23 protein-coding genes are annotated in these 16,723 nt (G+C 70.5%); 15 read left to right on the top strand and 8 right to left on the bottom strand.

What is annotated here, in order from left to right:
- Positions 1 to 93: 93 nt before the first annotated feature.
- The 3 genes from ADK60_RS29880 to ADK60_RS29870 all read right to left on the bottom strand — a co-directional run bounded on the left by ADK60_RS29880 (position 94) and on the right by ADK60_RS29870 (position 1,989).
- Positions 94 to 768, bottom strand: a complete 675-nt coding sequence (locus ADK60_RS29880; protein WP_286185311.1) for a DUF6461 domain-containing protein — start codon at positions 766 to 768, stop codon at positions 94 to 96.
- A 155-nt stretch (positions 769 to 923) separates the two neighbouring features.
- Complete coding sequence (locus ADK60_RS29875) at positions 924 to 1,241, bottom strand: hypothetical protein (RefSeq protein WP_053650055.1); 318 nt, start codon at positions 1,239 to 1,241, stop codon at positions 924 to 926.
- Positions 1,242 to 1,278: 37 nt separating this feature from the next.
- Positions 1,279 to 1,989, bottom strand: coding sequence for a hypothetical protein (locus ADK60_RS29870; RefSeq protein ID WP_053650053.1), 711 nt, complete (start codon positions 1,987 to 1,989; stop codon positions 1,279 to 1,281).
- A gap of 208 nt (positions 1,990 to 2,197) precedes the next feature.
- On the opposite strand from ADK60_RS29870, the gene ADK60_RS29865 reads away from it, so the two are divergent.
- The 4 genes from ADK60_RS29865 to ADK60_RS29850 all read left to right on the top strand — a co-directional run bounded on the left by ADK60_RS29865 (position 2,198) and on the right by ADK60_RS29850 (position 4,809).
- Entirely contained in the window at positions 2,198 to 3,049 is an 852-nt protein-coding gene (locus ADK60_RS29865; RefSeq protein WP_053650050.1) for a PLL family lectin, read from the top strand.
- A 295-nt stretch (positions 3,050 to 3,344) separates the two neighbouring features.
- Positions 3,345 to 3,590, top strand: a complete 246-nt coding sequence (locus tag ADK60_RS45180) for a hypothetical protein (RefSeq protein WP_053650048.1) — start codon at positions 3,345 to 3,347, stop codon at positions 3,588 to 3,590.
- Between the two features lie 95 nt (positions 3,591 to 3,685).
- Positions 3,686 to 4,234 carry a SigE family RNA polymerase sigma factor gene (locus ADK60_RS29855; RefSeq protein WP_073810252.1) on the top strand — a complete coding sequence of 183 codons (549 nt, stop codon included), beginning with the start codon at positions 3,686 to 3,688 and terminating at the stop codon, positions 4,232 to 4,234.
- A complete protein-coding gene (locus ADK60_RS29850) occupies positions 4,231 to 4,809 on the top strand; it encodes a PASTA domain-containing protein (RefSeq protein WP_053650045.1) in 579 nt (192 codons plus the stop codon). The genes ADK60_RS29855 and ADK60_RS29850 overlap by 4 nt, the downstream gene beginning before the upstream one ends.
- A 300-nt stretch (positions 4,810 to 5,109) precedes the next feature.
- Here ADK60_RS29850 and ADK60_RS43950 read toward each other — a convergent pair whose 3' ends face one another.
- Positions 5,110 to 5,649 (bottom strand): tetratricopeptide repeat protein, encoded by a 540-nt coding sequence (locus ADK60_RS43950; protein ID WP_053650043.1) that lies wholly within the window; start codon positions 5,647 to 5,649, stop codon positions 5,110 to 5,112.
- Between ADK60_RS43950 and ADK60_RS29840 the strand changes: the two genes are divergently transcribed.
- From ADK60_RS29840 to ADK60_RS29825, 4 genes are all read left to right on the top strand, one after another.
- Positions 5,638 to 6,417: a hypothetical protein gene (locus tag ADK60_RS29840; RefSeq protein ID WP_053650042.1), complete on the top strand. Its 780-nt coding sequence runs from the start codon at positions 5,638 to 5,640 to the stop codon at positions 6,415 to 6,417. The genes ADK60_RS43950 and ADK60_RS29840 overlap by 12 nt on opposite strands.
- 423 nt (positions 6,418 to 6,840) lie before the next feature.
- Positions 6,841 to 7,170, top strand: a complete 330-nt coding sequence (locus ADK60_RS29835) for a hypothetical protein (protein ID WP_053650039.1) — start codon at positions 6,841 to 6,843, stop codon at positions 7,168 to 7,170.
- The gene (locus ADK60_RS29830; protein ID WP_053650038.1) at positions 7,167 to 8,837 is read left to right on the top strand and encodes an alpha/beta hydrolase; all 1,671 of its coding nucleotides are present in this window, start codon (positions 7,167 to 7,169) and stop codon (positions 8,835 to 8,837) included. Before ADK60_RS29835 ends, ADK60_RS29830 begins: the two co-directional genes overlap by 4 nt.
- A gap of 71 nt (positions 8,838 to 8,908) precedes the next feature.
- Positions 8,909 to 9,463, top strand: a complete 555-nt coding sequence (locus ADK60_RS29825) for a hypothetical protein (protein ID WP_053650036.1) — start codon at positions 8,909 to 8,911, stop codon at positions 9,461 to 9,463.
- A 269-nt stretch (positions 9,464 to 9,732) separates the two neighbouring features.
- Here ADK60_RS29825 and ADK60_RS29820 read toward each other — a convergent pair whose 3' ends face one another.
- Complete coding sequence (locus ADK60_RS29820) at positions 9,733 to 10,296, bottom strand: DUF6417 family protein (protein WP_053650034.1); 564 nt, start codon at positions 10,294 to 10,296, stop codon at positions 9,733 to 9,735.
- 793 nt (positions 10,297 to 11,089) lie between these two features.
- Here ADK60_RS29820 and ADK60_RS29815 point away from each other — a divergent pair.
- From ADK60_RS29815 to ADK60_RS29790, 7 genes are all read left to right on the top strand, one after another.
- Entirely contained in the window at positions 11,090 to 11,659 is a 570-nt protein-coding gene (locus ADK60_RS29815; protein ID WP_199839790.1) for a MarR family transcriptional regulator, read from the top strand.
- The gene (locus ADK60_RS29810) at positions 11,656 to 12,090 is read left to right on the top strand and encodes a helix-turn-helix domain-containing protein (protein ID WP_053650030.1); all 435 of its coding nucleotides are present in this window, start codon (positions 11,656 to 11,658) and stop codon (positions 12,088 to 12,090) included. Before ADK60_RS29815 ends, ADK60_RS29810 begins: the two co-directional genes overlap by 4 nt.
- A 58-nt stretch (positions 12,091 to 12,148) precedes the next feature.
- Positions 12,149 to 12,784: a GIY-YIG nuclease family protein gene (locus ADK60_RS29805; RefSeq protein WP_159400649.1), complete on the top strand. Its 636-nt coding sequence runs from the start codon at positions 12,149 to 12,151 to the stop codon at positions 12,782 to 12,784.
- A 47-nt stretch (positions 12,785 to 12,831) separates the two neighbouring features.
- Positions 12,832 to 13,044 carry a hypothetical protein gene (locus ADK60_RS42480; RefSeq protein ID WP_079008782.1) on the top strand — a complete coding sequence of 71 codons (213 nt, stop codon included), beginning with the start codon at positions 12,832 to 12,834 and terminating at the stop codon, positions 13,042 to 13,044.
- A gap of 102 nt (positions 13,045 to 13,146) precedes the next feature.
- Positions 13,147 to 13,527, top strand: a complete 381-nt coding sequence (locus ADK60_RS29800; RefSeq protein WP_159400648.1) for a hypothetical protein — start codon at positions 13,147 to 13,149, stop codon at positions 13,525 to 13,527.
- A 693-nt stretch (positions 13,528 to 14,220) separates the two neighbouring features.
- Positions 14,221 to 14,658 carry a hypothetical protein gene (locus tag ADK60_RS29795; RefSeq protein WP_053650024.1) on the top strand — a complete coding sequence of 146 codons (438 nt, stop codon included), beginning with the start codon at positions 14,221 to 14,223 and terminating at the stop codon, positions 14,656 to 14,658.
- Positions 14,659 to 14,734: 76 nt separating this feature from the next.
- Complete coding sequence (locus tag ADK60_RS29790; protein ID WP_053650022.1) at positions 14,735 to 15,358, top strand: hypothetical protein; 624 nt, start codon at positions 14,735 to 14,737, stop codon at positions 15,356 to 15,358.
- Here ADK60_RS29790 and ADK60_RS29785 read toward each other — a convergent pair.
- The 3 genes from ADK60_RS29785 to ADK60_RS29780 are packed head-to-tail and all read right to left on the bottom strand — an operon-like array spanning position 15,303 to position 16,377.
- Positions 15,303 to 15,872 (bottom strand): hypothetical protein, encoded by a 570-nt coding sequence (locus tag ADK60_RS29785; RefSeq protein WP_053650019.1) that lies wholly within the window; start codon positions 15,870 to 15,872, stop codon positions 15,303 to 15,305. The genes ADK60_RS29790 and ADK60_RS29785 overlap by 56 nt on opposite strands.
- Positions 15,873 to 15,875: 3 nt before the next feature.
- On the bottom strand, positions 15,876 to 16,049 hold the full coding sequence (locus ADK60_RS45175; protein WP_159400647.1) for a hypothetical protein: 174 nt from the start codon (positions 16,047 to 16,049) through the stop codon (positions 15,876 to 15,878).
- 49 nt (positions 16,050 to 16,098) lie between these two features.
- Positions 16,099 to 16,377 (bottom strand): hypothetical protein, encoded by a 279-nt coding sequence (locus tag ADK60_RS29780; protein ID WP_053650017.1) that lies wholly within the window; start codon positions 16,375 to 16,377, stop codon positions 16,099 to 16,101.
- Positions 16,378 to 16,723 lie beyond the last annotated feature (346 nt).

Here is a 16,723-nt window from a genome sequence, read left to right as displayed (position 1 = left end):
TGCCGATGTGCTGCCCCTTTCGTGTGCGGGGCAAGGGGCAGTCGATCCTCAGCATCGAGACCCGTGACCTGGGGAAGGGTCCGGGCGCGGCTGTCAGGGCAGGGGGTCGATGGGCAGGTCGAGGCCTCCGAGAAAGCGTCCGAGACCCGGGGCCGGCCCGTCCGCGACCGGTGCTGCGAAGTACGGGGCCAGTGGTTCACGTTCGGCCTCGCCCAGGACGACGGTCGCCAGCGGACCTGCGAGCGTCGCCCAGGGGATCTCGGCCCCGATGTGCCGGGCAACGACCCGGAGCGCCGCCTCCGTCGTGGACGGTGCCGTCGAGTTCCGCAGTTCGGCACGGACACCCTCGTGGAGCGTGCGGGGCCCACTGCCCTGGGCCGGCGACCGCTGGCCGGGCTCGAAACGCTCGACGAGTCGGCCCTCCTCGAGGCGCTCGACCACGGTCATGCCATCCGCGTAGAACAGACTCACGACCTCGGAGCGTCCGCTCAGCCGGGCCAGTACCCCGGGCTTGAACCCCTCCGCTTCCCGGGCCTCGAAGCAGAACGTCCACTCCCCCAACCGGCCCACCCGCAGCAGCGCACCGCCCTTCGCCATCGGGTACCGGGAATCGGCCTCGGCACGAGAGAGCTGTCGCAGTCCGCCCGGATCCGCACCGTACGCGGCAACCACCTCGTCGGCGGAGAGCCCCCACACCACGTTCAGACAGAACGTGGGCACCATCCCTCTCTCCGCCCACTGTCCCCAGAATGCTCCGGCATCGGTCACAGAATCCTCCTTCGGAAGGGGGCGTCCCGAACCCGGCAGGCTCGGGACGCCACTGGGGTGGTGCAGTTCAGCTGGTAGCGCTGACGACGGACTTCTCGGAGTCCAGGACACGGTCGGTCTGCACGAAGCCTGCGCGGGGAGAGCACGGGTACTAGCTAGTCGGCCAGGTCCACCGACAGCTCGTCGCGCCAGTGCACGGACATACGCAGGCTCAGGACCGTCTCCGCCGCCGCGGGCAGGGGCAGCAGCAGGAACCGGCGCAGCGCCCCGGCCGCCGCGTCCCGTCCGTGCCACGCCGCGAGGTCGGCCGCGGTGACGGACGCCGGATCCTGCTGGTGGCGGGCCGCGTCGAGCAGTCCTCGGACGGCCCGGGTCTCCGCCCGGACGGTCCGCATCCGTAGATCCAGGGCCCCGTCGGTCGTCAGGTCCACCGGCTCGCCCCGGCGCAGGGTGGGCCCGCGTTCCGGGCCCACCCTGGGGACGAGTACGAGGAGTGGTGCAATCGGTGGCTCAGAGAGTGTTTTGCAGGGTGGCTGCGGCGGCGACGAGATCGTCGATTCGATGGAATTCGTACTTCTTCTCCTCAGTTTCCGAGGAGGACCACAGGAGGTAGGATCCATCGTCCTTCTGCTGGATCAGTAGTTGGCCTGGTTGTTTACGAAGGGAGTCCTTCGCCAGGCGCAGTGTCCACATCGAGAAGAACGGGAACATCTGTGCGAGCCGCGGTTCGGCGCGGAGGGCGATGAGGAGTTCCCGGTATTGCGCGAATTTCGGGTCGCCGATCTGCAGGTCCCACATCACGGTCACCTGGTTGCCTTCGTCGTATCCCTGGCTCAGTCTGGTGTACGTCATGAAGGGGAAGTGCTGGGCCAGCCCGGTGAGGGTCTCGCCGTGCTTCCATGCCGCGAGCACCCGGGTGGCCTCGGCTAGGTCCGCGGTGGTGCCGTCGGCCCATTGGGAGAACCATCCCCTGTCGCTGTACAGCGAGATGTCGAATCCGCGTTCCGCGGGCCGGAGGACAACTTCCATCCCGCCTCGCGGCGAGTCGAACCGCGCGACCGTCGGAGCCCCGTCGGGCCCGGGGGCGTGCGGTCCGTCGCCCAGGTCGAGGCCGTGATCGGCTGCGGTCGCGAGGATCGCGGCCATGAGGCCCTTGTGTCGAGCGAGTTCCGGATAGTGGTCGGAGAAGTCCGACGGGAGGCCGCCGATCGCGTCGTTCATGGAAGATTTCGTCCTTTCCTCTTTGTTTGTCTATGAAATGGCTGACTGGTGGGACGGCCGCCAGGGAAAGCGGCTGTCCCACCAGCCATTGAGGGTCATTCGATCCAGGGGTCAGTAGGCCCACTCAAAGATCCAGGCCTTCTGCCATTTGGCTTCCTGCCACTTTGGTTCCGGAGGAAAGGTCTGGATCCCGTTCTTGTCGTAGAACTTGAACTTAGACCACGGCACCCTCTCGCCGATCACGGCCCGGGCGATCCACGACATCTCCTACTCGGTCGGCTGGAGCGAGACCTGGGCCCCGGTGAGCGACCGCGTCGTGACGGCCGTCGACAGCGTCGCCGTCGGCGACTACGTCCACACCTACGCTGTTCTCGACGACGGCCGCGTCTACGACGGCGGCGGCCGGATCGGCGGGAAGTGGGACACCTTCCAGGAGGTCCCCGGCGGAGCCGTCGGCGCCACCAGCATCTCCGCCACCACCCGGGGCAACGGCGTCGTCGACCTCATGATCGTCGGCGGCGACGGATCCCTCCACAGCACCACCGCCGACTACGGCACCGGCCGGTGGAACCCCACCTGGGACAAGATCGGCGACAACCACCTGAAGGCCGTCACCAGCGCCCACTACAACAACACCACCCACATCTTCGCCGTCAACGAGGACAACCGGGTCTACACCCGCAGCGCCGAGTGGGGCGTCGCCTGGAGCGACTGGACCGAACTGCGCGGCGGCCTGCCCAACGTCCAGGCCATCACCGCGAGCGTCCACGGCACCACGATCGACGTCCAGATCGCCACCACCGACGCCTTCTACAGCACCAGCGGCCACTTCGACACCGGCCAGTGGGACCCGCAGTGGACGAAGATGAGCGACAACAAGCTCAAGGCGCTCACCAGCACCGTCTCCAACAACGTCGTCCACGTCTTCGCCGTCAACGAGGACGACAAGGTCTACGGCCTCGACGGCGACTACAACGCCGGCAAGTGGTCCGACCACTGGTTCGAGATCCCCGGCGGCGCCGCCGGAGCCAAGGCCATCACCGCCACCAGCACCCGCTGACCAACCCCCTCCCGGCCCGGCGGCCGTCGAGGCCCGGCGGGGTGCCGGGCCCAACGGCCGCCGAGGTGAAGTCGCCTCGGTACAGGTCGACCATGGCGCGAAGGCCGTGGACGAAGACCCTCACCATGAACAGCCGAGCCTCACCCGCTACCGGGTTCGACGCCGGGACGGCGGAACCCCTTTCGCGGCCCGGCCGGCCACGGCCGCCCGCCGGGTCCGCGCGATTCGGGACTCCACGCGGAAGTCTTCCTCGCACTGGTCGCCGCCCACTGCGCGGGGCCGATAACCTTCCGGCGTGCACAACCCCGGCCGGCAGTACTACCGCCCGAACCTCACCGCAGCCGAGGAACGTGCACTACTGCGCCGCAACTACCTCGTGCTCATGACCGGGCAGGCCACCCTGGGCCTCATCGCGGAAGACATGCTCGGCATCGCTGTCGAAGGCCGGCCGGACACCGTCGTTCTCCACTTCGCAGTCACTGCCCGCACCCCGGGCGGCAGCGGCGCGAGGTCCTGGGACACCCTTCCGTCCCGGCTGTGATTCACGTCACTACCGGCGGCTCGGTGCAGCACCCGGCCCCGTTCCGCCGTCATGGGGGCAGTGATCGGGACGGGACGAGGAGAGGAGGTCGGCGGGTGAGGTTTCGCAGGAGCGGTCCGGGCAACGGATTCACGGAGTTCGTCGCACAGCGGTCGGGAGCGTTGTTCCGCACCGCGTATGCGCTGACCGGTGACGTGCACGTGGCCGAGGATCTGGTACAGGAGACACTGGAGCGGGCGTGCCGACAGTGGCGGAAGGTCGCGGTGGCGGACTCGCCGGAGGCGTACGTACGCAAAGTGCTGGTCAACCTGGCCAACGACCGCTGGCGGCGGCTGTCGCGCCGGGGCGAGCGCCCCGGGCTGTCGGGGGTGCCCGAGACGGCCGACCCCCGGGACCGGTTCGGGCAGGTGGATCTGCGCGCGGAACTGATCGAGGCACTGCTCGGGCTGCCGATGGGCATGCGCAGCGTGGTGGTCCTGTACTACCTGCACGATCTGGACGCCCGGCAGGTCGCCGACGTCCTGGACATCTCTTCGAGTGCGGTGAGGTCCCAGCTCGCCCGCGGCCTGGCCAAGCTGCGCGATTCCGTATCGGGCGCCCAGGCGCCGCACACGCCGTCGGCCGCTTTCGGAGGTACGAAGTGAGGAACACGTCGTCCGGACCGGCCCCGTTGGAGCCGGGCCTCGAAGCCGAGCTGCGTGCCGCGGTGGCCTCCTTCGCCGACGGGCCGACGGCGCCGGTCGTCGACGCGGCCGCGATCGAGCGAGCCGTCAGCCGCAGCCGCACCCGCCGGGCGCTCCTCGGCACCGCTGCGGCGTGCTGCGTGCTGGTGTGCGCCACTGTGGGGTTCTTCGCGCTGAAGCCCGTGCCGTCCACGCCCGGCGCCTCCCCGTCCCTGTCCCCAGCGGCGAACGGGGCGTGCACCCCGCTCGCCACCGGCACCCCCAGGAGCGGAAGCGCCGATGCGACTCCGACGCAGGAGCAGGAGCAGACCGCGGGAGCGGGCATCGCGCTGCCGGACCTGGCCGGCATGCCGGTCGAACAGGCCGGGAGCCTGCTGCGCGGACTCGGACTGAGCTGCACGATCATGCGTCACACGGACTGGAACGCTCCCGCCGGGCAGGTGATCAGCAGTCAGCCCCGGGGCGGCGCAGCACCGGTGGCACGGGGCTCGTCCGTGCTCCTGCTGGTCTCGACGGGCAAACCCGGCGGCACCTGAGCGACCGGGCCCTTCGGCCCGGCACCGGCCGAGTGCCCCAGAGGCCAGCACCGACGGACCCCTCGCCCGACACGTCGACCCGGACCGAGGACGACGTCCCCGCACCCACCTGAGGCGGTGGCGGGGGCGCGTCGCTGGCGCCGCCCGGCGTGGGGAGTGCGGGACCGTCCTCCGCCCGCGGCGCTGGTTCGCCCTCGTTCCCGTCCGTACGGGCGTGGTCGGTCGTGCCGGCCGGGTCGCCGGCTCCTGGGGCTCCGGCGTCCTCACCAGACTTCCTGCGCCAGGGCCAGAGTGCTGGGGTCATGACCGGCTCCCGTTCACCGCACCGTGGCCAGGCCGGGGCGCTGGTGCGGTGCCTGCGGCCTGGAGGGCGCGGGAGCGGAAGTCGGCGGCGGCCTCGGGTTGCCCGTCGGCATCCAGCACCGCCGCGGCGAGCCCGTACGCCTCGGCCAGGACCGGCCTGTACGTCGCCGGATCGTCGGACAGGTACGGGCCGACCGCCCCGACCGCCCCGGCGGCGTCCCGCCACGCCCCCGCCGTGTCACCGGGCAGCAGAGCACGCCCCCGCCCAATCAACATGGTGGTCAGGTTCACGCGCGACCGCACGGTGTCCGGGTGCGCGGGGCCGAGGACACGATCCCGGCCCTCGGCAACGGAACGCAACAGGTCGACGGCGCCGTCCGTGCGTCCCGCCTGCCAGTAGGAGCCGGCGAGGTTGCCACGGGCCATCAGGGTGTCGGGGTGGTCGTCGCCGAGCAGCCGCTCGCGGTCGGCGAGGCCCGCGTGACGGGTTGTCGGCCCGGGGCGGTCCAGTAGGCTGCGGCGGCCATGGACACGCACGCCGAACCCGAGCAGGCCCGGCAGGACGCGATCTCCTGCGGTCTGCCGGTTCGGCGACTCTTCCGGGACGTCATCGCCGAGCGCGTGCCGCCGGACCGCAGGCCGCCCCAGGCGGCGATGCTGTTCGGTGGCGAGGTGGACCCGTTCTGGGACGAGCGGACCTTCCTCGGTGACTTCTACAACGAGATCCTCCACCAGGACACCTGCCGGCCCGGCACCGCCGACGGCCTTCTCCTGCTCGCGCACCTCGCCGCCGACGACCGGGTTCCCGCCCGGCAACGTTTCGAGGCCGTCCACCTGATGTTCAGGGCCGCCACCGTCGCCGAACGGCGCCTCGCCGAGTCCTGGCCGGCCGCCCCGAAGGACGCCGATCCCGACAGCGAGGCCCTGGCCCGCACCGCGGTCCGCACCCTCGGCCCGGGCCTGCTGACCCGCTGGCCGGCCGAGTGCCCCGCGGTCCGGCTGGCCCTCGCCGGCCTCGCCGTCGTCTTCCCGACCGACCGCACCCTGCCCGCCCTGACCCCGCGCCTGCAGGGCTTCGCGTACCAGCACCCCCGGGGCACCGGCATCGGCGACTACGTGCGGTTCGTCCTCGTTCTGGCCGCCCAGGACGAGGACCGGATCCTCACGGCGACCGAGAATCTCACCGCCGCCCACTGGACCGGAACGGCGCGCGGAGTGCCGGCACGGGCACGGGCCCTCCACCTCCTCGGCCGGATGCTCACCGAGATCGGGGCCGGACCCGCCCGGCCGCCCACCGGGAAGTGACCTCCCGCAGCCGCGACGAGCGCGCTACAGGCCGGGGCCGCACACCTCCCGCGCTGTCGGCCCGTCGCGCCGCAGACCGGCCCCGTCATCGGGGACGCAGTGCGGAACGGGATGTCAGCCAGCCACAGGAAGCCTGGTTTGTATTCAGACAGTCTTCGGGCGGCTCGGGCAATCCGCGAACCCGGCGACGACGTCAACCGGGGCACCCGACCGACCGGCGCGCCGCTGCGCCCCGCGAGCGCGGGGAGGCGGCCGATGCCGCTGCTGCCCGGTCGACCCTCTGTTCGCGGACAGCGACTGGACAAGCCATGCCATATTTCGGTCTCTTCATCGCAGATCGGATGAGTACCTGCACGGATAGGAACGGACCGGTCACCGCAATAGGCTCTCTGCCGACTGACGAGCTGTCGGGAGGGGAACGCAGTGGGCCATCTCAAGGTCAATACAGGGGAGATCCACATGTCCGCCGGGGCGGCGAAGGCGATCGGTGAGGATCTCCGGAAGCCGTGTCAGGCAGCCGTATCGGCCAGTCAGAGCGTCGCCGGCCAGCTGACGGGCTGGTCCGTGGCGGCCAGGCTCGGTCGGGTGGCAGGGGAGTGGGCGCCGGTGCTGACCGGTGTCAGTGACCGTCTCAAGCAGACGGGCGACAACCTCACCGCCACGGCGCAGGCCTACAAGGACAACGAGAACGCCGTCGCCGATGTCTGGACGAAGCAGGGGATCGGCGAGGCATGGGAGAAGCCGGGCCAGTGAGCGGCAACCTGTTCGAGCTGCTGATACGTTTCGACCCGGCCGGCCTGCACGACGCCGCCGCGAAATGGCGCGATCTGTCCACCGGGGCGCAGTCCGCGGAGAACCGGCACCGCAGTCAGGTGAACGGTCCGCTGCGGCAGGCGAAGTGGGAGGGGGCGGACGCGCAGAAGGCGTTCTACACCCTGAACCGGACCGAGCAGATCCTGGAGATTCTGCGGGTCGAGTCAGCCGCGTTCGCGCTCACCCTTGACACGGTCGCCGAGCGGATGTACCAGGCGCAGACCAACCTGAAGAACGCGGTGCACCGTGCCGAGGAGCAGGGGCTTGTCGTCGGTGCCGACGGGACGGTGAACCTGCCGTCGCTGGGCGAGGGCGAGCGCAACGACCCGGACGCCGTGTCCAGTACCGAGCGCAGGGCGCTGACGACCCTGCGGGGGGACGTACAGGAGCGGATCAACAAGGCCCTGGCCGATGCACAGCAGGCGAGCGACCAGGGCGACCGCGCCCTGGGTCGGCTCGATGCCGGCATCCTGACCAACCCGCGTGTCTTCGGCTCCGCCGCCGAGACCGCCGCCGATGCGAGGGGCGTGGCGGCGGACCTCGGTCTCGTCGACCCGTACGTCCCCGAGAACAAGGACCCCCAGAAGGTCGCCGACTGGTGGAAGTCCCTGACTCCCGACCAGCAGAGCACCTACCTCGCGCTCTACCCGGACCGGATCGGGCAGTTGGACGGCCTGCCCGCCGCAGCACGGGACGAGGCCAACCGGCTCGTCCTCGACCAGCAATTGGACGAGCTGAAGGCCGGCAACGCGCGGGGGAGCGGCATGACGGCCGAGGAGTACAACGCTCGTGAGCAGACGCTGATGAAGCTGAAGGACCAGCTCGACGTGCACGACACCGCGGTCGAGGACAAGCGCGTGTTCCTGCTGGGTCTCGATGCCAAGGCCTACGGCGGCGACGGCAAGGTGATCGTCGCCGTGGGCAATCCCGACACCGCCGACCACACGGCCGTCCTGGTGCCGGGTACGGGGACGACGATCGACAGCACAGGCGGCCAGCTGGCGCGCGCCAGTGATCTGCAGGAGGCCGCGAAGCAGGCGTCGAAGGGGACGAATCAGAAGGTCTCGGTCATCTCGTGGCTCGGCTACGACGCCCCCGAGGTCCCGGTCCAGCAGGCGCCGAACCTCTCTGTCGCCTGGGACGCCCGGGCCCAGGACGGGGCCGAGGCCCTGCGCCAGTTCACCCAGGGCACCCGGGTCGCCCAGGGCGACCACCCCAGTCACCTCTCGGTGTTCGGCCACAGCTACGGAACGACGCTGGTCGGCGCGGCCGCCGCAGGCGGGGCAGGACTGGGCGCCGACGAGATCGTCGCTGTCGCGAGTCCCGGACTGACGGTCGACCGCGCCGACCAGCTCCACATCGACCCGAACCACTTCTGGACCGGCCGGGCCGCGGACGACAACATCAGCATGGCCGCCGGCTACACCCTCGGCGCCGACCCGGTGGACGACGAGTTCGGCGGGCAGAGATTCGAGGTCGACACGTCCGGGCACAGCGGCTACTGGGACGACGGCAGCAAGAGCCTCGACAACCAGGGCCGCATCATCGTCGGGAAGGAACCGACAACGCTTCCCAGACTGACTTTCAACCCACCGGGACCCCTGTAATGGCCGGGTCGGGCCGACCACGGCCCGGCCTTCCGTCCTCACGCCCTGTTCCAGCCACAAGGAATTCCACCGTGCCGTTCCACCTGCCACGACCCGCCGCCCGCGCTGTCGCCGCGCGGCGCCTCGGCGTCGCCGCGCTGGCGCTCTGTCTGCCCCTGATCCTCGGAGGATGCATGTCCACGCCCGGCCCCGCCGAGCCGCTGCCCGTCAAGGCCCGCCAGGACGCCCAGGGCTGGGCCCAGCACATGACCGAGTACATGGCGCAGAGCGCCGGCGTCACCCTGGATGCCGGCAGCGCAGAGCCGTTCTTCAACGACTGCGTCGGCAAGAACGACGAGGTCGCCCAGGACGGCCGGTACAAGATGTCGTACGCGGTCTACAGTTCCGCCCCGATCGAGCAGCATCCCGAGGCGGTCCGCAAGGTCCGTGCGATGCTCGAACAGCAGGGCTTCAAGATCGACGGATACCGGGAGACCACGGACGGCAAGGTCGACACCGTCCTCGACGCCTCCCAGGCGTCGAGCCGGTACCTGATCACCGTCGAGACCACGACCGGAGGACTTCTGCTCTTCCGGGTCAAAACGCCCTGCCTGCTCCCCCCGGCAACACCCGGAGCACCCAGCTGACAACAGATGGCGCCAGCCCGGGCCGCCGGCAGCCGCAAGCAGGCGAACAGGGGACAACGACGTCCGCGTCCTGACCACTGGCCTGTGCGCCGGCGTTCGTGCGGCCCTGGCGGCGCTGCCAACCAGCCGCGACCCGGACTTCGGACGCACACCCGCGATCGACCCGACCCGCTCGCCGCAGCGCTCCGCCGGCACCGCGCCGGCAACTGCTGTCGGCAACTGCTGCCGTAGCGACCCGACAGCGCCGAGAAGGTGCCGGACGGCACGGTCTACGAGAACGGGGGCAGCTGCCGCAGGAGGTGGTGGTAGCCGCTCGAGTCCCGCACGAGCGACTCCAGGTGGAGAACGGCGATCACGGCTGCCAGTCCGTCCTCGCCGGTGGTCAGGGTGTGCTGCCGGGATCCGGAGACCGGGACCGCCCCCGCCAGGGCGGTCCGCAGCGCCGGAGCGTCGATCCCGGCCAGGGCGCCGGCCTCGGCGGCGGCGAGCGCGGCACGCAGGACGTCGACGTCGCTGCCACGGACCTTGAACCCCTCCGGGACGGGAGCCAGCTCGATGGTGGGACGGGGGTTGTCCTGGAGTGCCCGGTAGGTCAGGACGGTCCGGCCGAGCGGGGTGATCCGCGCGGCCCAGTCCGGCCGGGAACCTCCGGAGGTCAGCCCGTCGAGCACCTCATCGGTAGCGAGGTCGCACAGGCCCCGCTCGGCGACGTCACGGACTGCGGTGCTGGCCCGGTACCGCTTCTCGAGCGGCCGGATCCCGGTGATCCAGGCACCGTCCGGTTGATTCCCGAGGTCTTCGAGCACAATCCACTCGTCGCGACGCAGCGTCACCAGGAACCTCCTCAGTGTGTTGATCGCGAATCATCGTGGCACGCTGCCCGACTGGTTGTACGTGGAATCCTGCCGCTCGCCAGCCACTCCAGAATCCTGTGGGATGCGACTTCGGCTGACATGGCGCTGGTCTGGCCGTGCGGGCAAGGTGGCACAGGGGGCGGCCCCTCCGTCGGTGCTGACGCTGCCGAATTTCAGGCCGCACCGACGTGCCAGTGGGCTGGCGAGGGCCAGAGGTGGTACCGGTTCCCGGGAGGTGCCGTCAGAGCTTCGGGCCCGGGGGTCCTCGGGTCGCCACCTCGAGCCGCTTGGTCCCGGAGGAGCCATCGTCCGCCGCCGTTGTGGTGTCCGTGCTTCGGCTGATGAAGAGACGTCCGTGGGGCAGGGAGAGCAACCGGTTGTCGGTGCTGCAGCACTCCTGCGGGTTCGCTCGGACGGCTATGGCGAGCCGGTCGTCGGTACCGGTGACACCCGTGGTGGATCCGCGGACGGTGACGCGCGCCTTTACTACCTAAGAAGGGACATATGCCCTGACCTGCGGTTTTGCCTCCCCTAACGTCTGGTTTTCCAGACGTTAGGGCCAGAAAACCCGACGTTAGCGCAGGTGCTGATGAGGGGACGGTGACTCGACACGCTGCACGGAGTCTGCGTTTTCTGGGCCACATCCTGTAGGTTCTTGCCGCTAACGTCGGGTTTTTCGGAGCTAACGTCTGAAAAACCAGCCCTTAGCAACGTCAAGGCGCACCGGTCGTTGTACCGGGGTTCGGACAGCGACGGCATGGTGAGGAGCAGCATGGCTCGCAGGGGCAACATCGCCCTGGTGAACCTGGATACGGGGGCGGTACTTCCGGCGCCGAAGGCCCGGACACCGCACACCATGGACGGTTCCTACACCCTGAACGCGTACACGGACGATGCGCCGCTGTACTCGCTCGCGCTGTCCGGGGCGGAGTGGGCGACGATCGACTGGGTCCGCTCGAACGGTGGTGCCGGGGCGGCGGTGAAGGTCACTCCGGCCGACGCGGCGAAGGCGATTCTGGCGACCGAGACGACGGCGAAGACGGCGCTCGCCCGCCTGGTCAAATTGAACATCCTGCTCAAGACCAGCGCGCGGAGCCAGACGTACCAGCTGAACCCGCGGCGTTTCTGGGAGGGGTCCGGCGACGCGCAGGTGCAGGCGTGCCGGCGGTTGGACCCGCCGCCGATCACTCCGGACGCCAAGGCGATCGCCGCCAAGAAGAAGGCGGAGGAGAAGGCGAAGGGCAAGTTCGGGGAGACGGCCGAGGAGGCGACGGCTGTGAAGACACCCCGACCGCGCCGTACCACCACGGCCAGGAGCACGACGACCGGAGGCACCCGATGAGCGCGGCCACCCACAGCCACCACGGCGGCTTCGACCCTGACAGCCTCGGCATGCCGCCCGTCTACACCCTCAACCTGTCCGCCTCGCAGCGGAGCGTGCTGGAGTGGCTGACCAGCCATGGTGCCGTGTTCGATCCGATCACCGCCGACGTCGAGGAGATCGCGCACGACTGCGGCACCTCGACGTCGACCGTGTACGAGGCCCTGACCCGCCTGGAAACGCTCCACCTGGTCGACCACCCGGATCCCGGCAGCTACCGGGTCAACCCCCGGTACTTCTTCTCGTCCAACCCGGAGGTCCGTCGTCTGGTCGCGGAAGCGCTGGAGGCACCGGAGATCACCCCGGACGCCCGCGCTGAAGGCCCCCGCAAGGTGGGCAACGTGGACTCCCGACGCCGGCGCACTATCAAGGCAGTCCCCGACCAGGAGTAAGCCGCAGGCACTTGGACTGGGGCATCACTGTCAGTGGTGCTCTGTAACGTACCGTGCCGTGAATGGCATTGTGGTGGACGGACCGGTAGCGGCGACCAGCGACTCCGTCTACGTGGTGGGGTCGCCCGCCGCTCGGCCGGTGAAGATCGGACGGAGCGTCGATCCGGTCGGACGGCTCGTGGACCTCCAGGCAGGATCGCCTGTCGAGCTTCGCCTCCTGGCGACATTTTCCGGCGGCCCGCGATTGGAGAAGCATCTGCACCTCTGCTTCGCCGGTCGGCGGATCCATGGGGAGTGGTTCGACTTCCACGGTGATGACCCCCTCGCGTTGATCACCAACGCGGTCGAGGTGTACGAGCCGGACCCCCAGCGGCTCGACAGGGCGAAGACTCCCCGCGCGGCCAGCGAGATCGCCGCAGCGGTGCTGGACCTCTACAGAGACGGCGCGCCCGACGGGGATCCGTTGTTCATGACGAACCTGCGCATGGCCGAAACGCTCGGCACGTCCCCGGCCAGTGTGAAGAAGGCCATCGCGGTGCTCGTTGCCGACGGCCGTCTTGTGGTCGTGAGACCGCTTGGCCGGGTGATGTTGCACGCGCTCGCGGAGCCGACTCCGAGGAAGGTGGTACCCGCGCAACGTCCACGGCTCAGGCTCGTGCACTCGTCTGCCAAAGTCCCGCCTTCGAAGGGGTGACAGCGATGTGACCTTCCTCGGCCACGCGGGCTGTGAGACTGTGGATCATGACTGACCGTCGACCTCTCGCGCTGCCCGCCTTCTCCGCGCCCACCACAGACGCGCCCCTGCCTTCCCAGCCCGGCGGGCGTCGGCTGCCGGTCGAGCAGGGCGCCGACTTTCGCCAGCCGCCCGGCGACACCGTGCCTGCACCTGCCCCGGCCCGCCGCCGCCTCTCGTCCGGCGGCCTCACCTTCTCTGACCCGGACCGCCAGATCTGAGCGGGTGGGCAAACACTGTGGCGGTGGTCGGCGGGGTAGGCCGGCCATGGCAGTGCCGTGGTGCTCTCTGGCGGGGTTTCCTGCCCTGTAGGTTCCTCTCCTGTGCCTGATGACATTGACGTGCCCGACGACCTGATCGCTCTGCAACTGGCGGCCCGGGCCGCGCAGCGCACGGTCGAAGAATTCTCCGCCGCGATCGCGGCGGAGGCCCGCGAGCGGTTCCCCGCTCCGGAGCAGTGGCTGGAGCGGCTCTGCTGGCCGGCCGATCCGCCGCCGGGCGGCCTGCAGGACGCGCCCGCCACATCGTTCTGGCCGGCGGACCTCACCGAGCGGCTCTGGCAACTGCGCCAGGAGGCCGGCACCGCCTGGAAGAGGGCGGGCGAGCACCCGGCCTTCGACGAGGCCCGGCGCGACGGCCGGTACCCGAAGTTCCTGACCGCACTGCACGAGCGAATCGTCGAGGCCGAAGCGGCGACCGCCTGACCGGGGGCCGGCGAGGGCCGCCCGCCCCGGGCACCGGACGCTCCCTGCGCCGCCGTCCGGTGCCCCTCCCCCCGGGTGCCGGTCGCCGTTCGCGGCTGGCGGGCGGTGACCCGGGTACCGCCCACGCATCTAGGTGTCGCGGATCCTGCGCGCGGACTGACTCGGAGGGTCCAGGTGTCGTCGCTGCGGACCAGCCGCAGCACCGGCCGGGGGTTCGTCGCTTCTCCCGTGCCTTGTGGCAGCCCCGATCGCCGACCGCTGGGGCACGCGAGGATGCGCATGTCGCGGTCCCGCTCCGCTGCTGCCGGGCGCTCGCAGAGGCAGGGGCGGTCTGCGGGTCGGCGTGGGCGGCCGGGCCCTCTCCGAAGGGGGCCCGGCCGACGGAATGTCGCCTTCGGGCGTTTTGTCGTGGGGGTGCTGGGACAGGTCCGGGCCGGTCGGCCGGGGCGGCGCCTGTGGTTGGCGGTGGCCGCGCCTCCGATTGGAGGGTCGTCTATCACTTGTCATGAAATCCTCAACTACTCCTCAAGTTTCGCCTGCGTTCCATCTCTTGTCACCTAGGGTCCTCTGTATCCGACCTGCTTGGGGTCGGTTCAGGAGGGGATTCCGATGATGAAGAAGGCCGTTGCCGGCATGTTCGCTGGCGCTGTGGTGGCGGGGGTTCTGGGGGCTGTGCCGGCGAGTGCCGCTGATGTGGATCCGGGCCAGAGCAGCGACTACTGCGAGCCGGTGACCAACCGCTACTACGAGCAGATCGGCTGGGACTGGAAGACGAGCGACAGCGGCACCATCTCGAACAGCTCCGGGGCCTCGATCAGCCGGGCGATAGCCCGCACCAACAGCGGGACGCTGACCGCGACCGCCAGCGCCGAGATCTCGGCCACCGTCGACACCTTCATCGGCGAGATCCAGGCCAAGCTCGGCCTGTCCGTCTCGGTGTCGGCGACCGTCACGAACACGGAGACCTTCACCGTGAACGTTCCGGCGTGGACGACCGTCAGCTACCGCGACGGCCTCATCGAACGCCGCTTCAGCGTCCGTGTCGTCCGTACCTACAGCAATTGTCAGACCAGCACGACGTGGGCCACCGCGAGCGCGCCGGAGCGCTACTCCGAGGTCCGCAACGCCTAGCAGTGCCGGTGCGGGGTACGGCCGAAACGAGGCCGTACCCCGCACCACCACCGCACCCACCCGCCACGGGAGACCGATGAACCACCGCACCGTACCGGCCCTGCTCGCAGCCCTCGCGGCCCTGACCGTCCTGACCGCCTGCACGAACGACGAACCCGCAAACAAAGCCCAACCCTCCGTGCAGGCCGTTGCGTGCACGACCGAGTACCACGCCCCGGAAGGCACGCTCCTGCGCCCGGAGAGCGTCTGGCCCCAGGCCCCCTACAGTCGGTCCGAGGCCTCGCTCACCCTGTCCGCGGGCTGCCCGAAGGCGCCCGCCGCCCCTTCCACCTCCTGCGATCCGGCGGAATTCCCGTGGACCGCCCCGGACGGGCTGCGGGCCGCCCGCCTGCGCGCGGCCGGTGTGGAGACCTGGGTCAAGTCGACGATCACCGGCGGCGGCGCCGGCCAGGGTCTCACCCAGCAGGTACTCGAACTCGCCCCGGCCCAGGCGTCTGCGGCGCTGAATCGCTTTCGTGACCACCTTGTGCAGTGCGGGGCGACCACCGTCACCGAGACCGACGGACATCCGCAGGTCCTCCTGCTCGAAGGCCAGGGCGAGCCGAAACTCCTCGTCGACCTCGCGAACGACCGGATCACCGCGCTCACCCCGTCCGGAGAAGGGTGGACCAGGCAGCAACTGCTGCAGATCCAGCACTGACCCGCACTCGCAGAGCGGGCCGCGTCGGCGCTGACGTCCCGGCGTCGCGCCGTCGATGGCGGCGAGCACGGCCGGCGTCGGCGGCCTGCTCGGGCAGCGGCCGCTCCTGCGCGGCCGCGGTGAGCTCGCGGCCCAGCTCGCCGATCGCGGCCTTCCAGTGGGCCAGCTGCCCGAGCAGGCCGCGCACCAGCTCCTCGACGGCGCGGGCCGGATCGGTGCCGAAGGTGCGGGCCTCGGCGACGATCCCGCCGACCGTCTCGGCCGGGAGCGCGGCGCCGCCGGCCTCCTGGTGGGCGTCGGTGAGGCGTTCGGCGATCAGGTCGGTGAGTTCGCTGACCCGGCCCTTGAGGTCGACGACCGCGCGTACCGGCAGGATAAGGCCGGTACTGTCCCACGCGTGGGACACCCCGAGTCCGTGCTGCACGGTGGTCTCGATCGCCTCGGCGACGGCGGCCAGGTCGAGCAGCCGGTACGCGGTGGAGCGGCCGATGCCGAACTCGGCGAGCGCGTACACCGGTCACGACGGGTACTCGAGGACGGTCCAGACCCGGGCCTGGTGGGCGGCGCGGACCCGGCGGGCGAGGACCAGGACGGCGGCGCGGACGTCCTCGATCGCGGTGCGCAGCTGCTCGGTCAGTTCCCGGGCGCGCGCCGCGTCGACCGGGCCGGCCTGCTCCTGGTCCTTGTCCATGTCCGGCTCATTCCCTGCGGTCGCGGCCGGGGAACCGCGTCGGCCGGGGCTACAGGAACGGCCGGGCGAGGATGCGCAGCTGCTGCTCGGCGATGGCGCCCATGGGTCCGGCGGTGCCGAGACGGGCCACGATGCTGGGCTCGAACAGCTCCAGCATCGACTGGGCCTCGTGGACGGACTGCAGGGTGAATTCGGCGTGCTTGCGGCGGTCGCCGTCCAGGGCGGGGATGCGGCCGGTGACCACGTCGTTGTGGATGCTCTCGCTGGTCCGGATGCGGTCGCGGTACTTGTCGCGCAGGAAGTCGACCATGGCCCGGGTGTCGTTCATCGCGTCATCGTGACGCACCGGCCACCGAAACACATCCCTTGTGACGAGGGCAGTTCCGCTGCTTCGATCCTGCGCGCCGGTGTCGGCCGCGAGGACGGGTGGCGGGTAGGGGCGGGTACCGGGCCCTGGCGCCCGGATGGCATGTTCGCGGCCGAAAGCTCGCAGGTCAAAGCCCTGTTCAATCGCCGATCCGCAGGTCTAGCATTCCCGGCACGGCGGCCCCCACCACAGCACCACGGGCCGCCGGCCAGAGCAGCCGCGCCATGCCTCCCTGGCGCTGCTGGCCCACGGCCGGGTCCCGCGGACACCCCCCTTGTCCCCGCGGGACCCGGCCGCCTTCCTGCCC

Source organism: Streptomyces sp. XY431, from assembly GCF_001279805.1.
Classification (GTDB): domain Bacteria; phylum Actinomycetota; class Actinomycetes; order Streptomycetales; family Streptomycetaceae; genus Kitasatospora; species Kitasatospora purpeofusca.
The sequence above is the reverse complement of the archived record's forward strand: the minus strand, read 5'-3'. Positions and strand labels throughout refer to the sequence as shown.

What these genes read in the sequence shown, in the direction of transcription:
- ADK60_RS29870 (WP_053650053.1), bottom strand. Translation starts at nt 1,989, where the DNA reads ATGAACGACGCGATCGGCGGCCTCCCGTCGGACTTCTCCGACCACTAT.
- ADK60_RS29840 (WP_053650042.1), top strand. Translation starts at nt 5,638, where the DNA reads ATGGACACGCACGCCGAACCCGAGCAGGCCCGGCAGGACGCGATCTCC.
- ADK60_RS29815 (WP_199839790.1), top strand. Translation starts at nt 11,090, where the DNA reads ATGGCTCGCAGGGGCAACATCGCCCTGGTGAACCTGGATACGGGGGCG.
- ADK60_RS29810 (WP_053650030.1), top strand. Translation starts at nt 11,656, where the DNA reads ATGAGCGCGGCCACCCACAGCCACCACGGCGGCTTCGACCCTGACAGC.
- ADK60_RS42480 (WP_079008782.1), top strand. Translation starts at nt 12,832, where the DNA reads ATGACTGACCGTCGACCTCTCGCGCTGCCCGCCTTCTCCGCGCCCACC.
- ADK60_RS29790 (WP_053650022.1), top strand. Translation starts at nt 14,735, where the DNA reads ATGAACCACCGCACCGTACCGGCCCTGCTCGCAGCCCTCGCGGCCCTG.
- ADK60_RS45175 (WP_159400647.1), bottom strand. Translation starts at nt 16,049, where the DNA reads ATGGACAAGGACCAGGAGCAGGCCGGCCCGGTCGACGCGGCGCGCGCC.
- ADK60_RS29780 (WP_053650017.1), bottom strand. Translation starts at nt 16,377, where the DNA reads ATGAACGACACCCGGGCCATGGTCGACTTCCTGCGCGACAAGTACCGC.